Source organism: Roseomonas sp. TS2, assembly GCF_058833935.1.
In genome coordinates this window covers 1-3415 of the sequence record NZ_JCACVY010000297.1, presented here as the reverse complement: position 1 = coordinate 3415, position 3415 = coordinate 1, and the positions used below count along the sequence as shown (strand labels likewise).

The 3415-nt window shown below is 75.0% G+C and carries 3 protein-coding genes and 1 pseudogene; all 4 read right to left on the bottom strand.

The window, feature by feature from the left end:
- Positions 1–1433, bottom strand: a 1433-nt coding sequence (locus ACZJYS_RS23615; RefSeq protein WP_493180550.1) for a proton-conducting transporter transmembrane domain-containing protein, incomplete at its 3' end; no start/stop codon positions are given.
- Positions 1433–2113, bottom strand: a complete 681-nt coding sequence (locus ACZJYS_RS23610) for a hydrogenase-4 component E (protein ID WP_379649410.1) — start codon at positions 2111–2113, stop codon at positions 1433–1435. The genes ACZJYS_RS23615 and ACZJYS_RS23610, both read right to left, overlap by 1 nt.
- A 12-nt stretch (positions 2114–2125) precedes the next feature.
- A complete protein-coding gene (locus ACZJYS_RS23605; protein WP_109516321.1) occupies positions 2126–3082 on the bottom strand; it encodes a respiratory chain complex I subunit 1 family protein in 957 nt (318 codons plus the stop codon).
- A pseudogene (locus ACZJYS_RS23600) lies at positions 3082–3415 on the bottom strand (hydrogenase 4 subunit B); the annotation flags it as partial. The gene ACZJYS_RS23605 and the pseudogene ACZJYS_RS23600, both read right to left, overlap by 1 nt.

Sequence of the window (3415 nt, the reverse complement as noted above, 5' to 3'; positions counted from 1 at the left end):
CCGGCGATCCTCGCGGCCTCGGCCAGCAGGGCGGCGAGCGGCGCGGGCAGCGCCATCCCCAGCGCCAGCGCCAGCAGCAGGTGGAGCTGCGCCGGGGCCAGCACCGCCCATTCGCCGAGCGCGGGCGGCGGGGCGCCGGGCGCGTCGGCCGTGGCCGGGCCGAAGCAGAGATCCTGCAGGGTGCGCAGCAGCGCCAGCGCCGCCACCAGCAGGCCGAGGCCGAGCGGCAGGGCCAGCCAGGGCAGCCGCGCCGCGCTCTGCTGCGCCATCAGGAACTCGCTGGCGAAGAGGGAGAAGGGCGGCAGCCCGGCGATGGCGAGGATGGCGAGCGCCAGCGTCCAGCCCAGCACCGGGTGGGAGAGGTTCAGCCCGCCGATGGCGGCGAGGCGCTGCCCACCCTTCAGCACGATGGCACGACCAAGGGCGAAGAACAGGGCGCTCTTGACCAGCGAATGGCCGAGCATGTGCAGCAGCCCCGCCATCGCCGCCGGCCCGCCCAGCCCGAAGGCGAAGGCGGCGAGGCCCATGTGCTCGATGCTGCTCCAGGCGAAGAGGCGCCGCGCATCCCGCCGCCGCCACAGCGCGAAGGCGGCCAGCAGCAGCGAGGCGAGGCCCATCGCCACCATCAGCGCACCGGGCGGCAGCGGCCCGGGGTTCAGCGCCACGATGGCCTTGGCGCGCAGGATGGCGTGCAGCGCCGCGTTCAGCAGCAGGCCGGAGAGCACCGCCGAGATGGCCATCGGCCCCTCGGCATGGGCATCGGGCAGCCAGGAATGCAGCGGCACCAGCCCCGCCTTGGTGCCGTAGCCCACCAGCAGGAAGACGAAGGCGAGCGTCATCAGCGCCGGATCGGCCTCCCGCGCCACGCGGCCAAGGGCGGCGATGGAGAGGGAGGCGGCACCACCCCCGGTGAGCGGCTGCGCCGCCAGCGCCAGCACGATGGTGCCGAACAGCGCCAGCCCGATGCCGACGCCGCACAGCATCAGAAACTTCCAGGCCGCCTCGATGGCGGCGGGGGTGCGGTGCAGCGCCACCATCAGCACGCTGGCCAGCGTGGCCAGCTCGATCGCCACCCACATCAGGCCGAGATTGTCGGCCAGCAGCGCCAGGTGGTTGGCGCCGAGGAAAAGCTGGAAGGCGGCGTGGTAGGCCCGCCCGGCGCGCGGGCCGAAGCCCTCCGCCGGCAGGGTGGCGGCCGAGAACACCGCCGTGGTGAGGCCGACCAGCCCCGAGAGCAGCAGCAGCGGCAGGTTCAGCGCGTCGAGATGCAGCAGCCCCTCGACCTCGCGCGGCAGGGCGAGCAGCGCCAGCGCCAGCAGGAAGCCACCGGCCGAGAAGCCGATATTGGCCAGCGCCGCCACGGGCTGGCGGGGGATCGCGGCCAGCACCACCGCGCCCAGGAAGGGCAGCAGCACCAGGAGGGCGGGGTGCATCATGCGCCCTCCCCCTCCCGCTCGCCGCGATGCGCGTGCAGGGCGGAGACGTCGAGGCTGGAGAGGCTCTCGCGCAGGCGGAAGACGAAGAAGCCGGCAACGGCCGCCAGCATCAGCACCAGCGCGGCGGTGGACAGCTCCAGCACCAGCGGCATGCCCCGCACGCCGGAGGCGGCCAGCACCAGCCCGTTCTCCAGGCTGAGCAGCCCCACCAGCTGGCTGATGGCGTTGTGCCGCGTGATCATCATCAGCATGCCGAGCAGCACCACGGAAAGGGCCAGCGCCAGATCCTCCCGCGCCTGGAGGCCAGCGCCGGCGGTGGCCGGCAGCACCACCATCAGCGCCAGCGCCACCAGCGCGACGCCCGCCACCATGCTGGCGCCGATGCCGAGCGCCGGCTCCACCGCGCGCTGCACCGCGAGATGGCGGACAAGGCGGCGCAGCGCCAGCGGCAGCAGCACCGCCTGCGCCACCGCCGCCAGCAGCGCGGTGAGGTAGAGGCCCGGCGCCCCCTGCGCCCAGCCCTGCCACGCCACGGCCAGCGCCAGCAGCGCCCCCTGCGCGGCGAAGGCGGCGATGACGCCGGAAAGGCGCCGCTGGTAGAGCAGCACGAAGGAGAACAGCAGCACGCCACCGCCCAGCAGGTGCGCCATGTCGTAGGGAAGCTGGCCGAAGCCCATGCCGCGCGCCCTTCAGGCCAGGCCGGTGGAGAGGAACAGGAGCACCACCCCGAGCAGCGCCAGCAGCAGCGCCGCGCCGAGGAACTCCGGCACGCGGAAGACGCGCATCTTGGCGATGGCCGTCTCGAACACCGCCAGCGCCACCGCCAGCAGGCCGAGCTTCAGCGCCCAGGCGGCGAGGCCCAGCAGCCAGCCGAGCGGCCCGGCCTCGGCCGGCGCCGTGCCGAAGGGCAGGAACACCGCCGCCAGCAGCGCCAGCCACAGGGCGAGGCGCAGCGCCCCCTGCATCTCCCACAGGGCGAGGTGGCGGCCGGAGGCCTCCAGCAGCATCGCCTCGTGCACCATGGTGAGTTCGAGGTGGGTGGCGGGGTTGTCCACCGGCAGGCGGCCATTCTCGGCCAGGGCCACGGCGAGCAGCGCCAGCAGCGCCAGGCCCAGCGAGACGCGCAGCCCCACCGCCCCCTCCTGCAGCACGGCGCCGATGCCGTCGAGGCTGGTGGTGCCGGCCAGCATGGCGAGCACCATCACCGCCAGCACGAAGGCCGGCTCGGCGAGACTGGCGAAACTCATCTCGCGCGCGGCGCCGAGACCGCCGAAGGCGGTGCCGGCATCCATCCCCGCCAGGGCCAGGGCGAAGCGCGAGACCGCCAGCAGGCCGCCGATCAGGATCAGGTCGCCCATCGGCGCCAGCGCCATGCCGCGGGCGAAGCCGGGCACCATCAGCGCCGCCGCCAGCGTCGCCGCCAGCGCCACATAGGGCGCGGCGGCGGTGACGGGGGAGGCGCCCTCGGCCAGCACCGGCTGCTTGCGCAGCAGCTTCCGCAGGTCCCGCCAGGGCTGGAAGGGGTGCGCGCCGCGCCGGCCGAGCAGCCGCGCCTTGAGCCAGCGCACCACCCCAACCAGCAGCGGCGCCAGGGCCAGCAGCAGCGCCGCGTGCAGCAATTGCGTGACGATGGCGGGGAACAGCATCAGCGCGCCCCCCCGCCCGGCAGCAGCGCCAGCAGCAGGAGCAGCAGCACCAGCGTGCCGAAGCCCAGCATCAGCAATCGCCGCAGGCTGAGGTCCCGCAGCCGCTCCGCCGCCACCGAGAGCCGCTCGCGCAGGGCCACCAGGGGGGCGAGCAGGCGTCCCGGCAGCGGGTCGTGGAAGCTGCTTTCCAGCCGGGCGGGGGCGGTGTCGCCGGGGGGCGGCCTGTGCACCGCCTCATGCGCCGCCAGCAGGCGGCCGCCCAGCATCCGCCGCAGCGGCTGGGCGAAGCCATCGGCGCCGGGCTGGGTGGCGGGGTCGCCGAAGGGCAGGTGC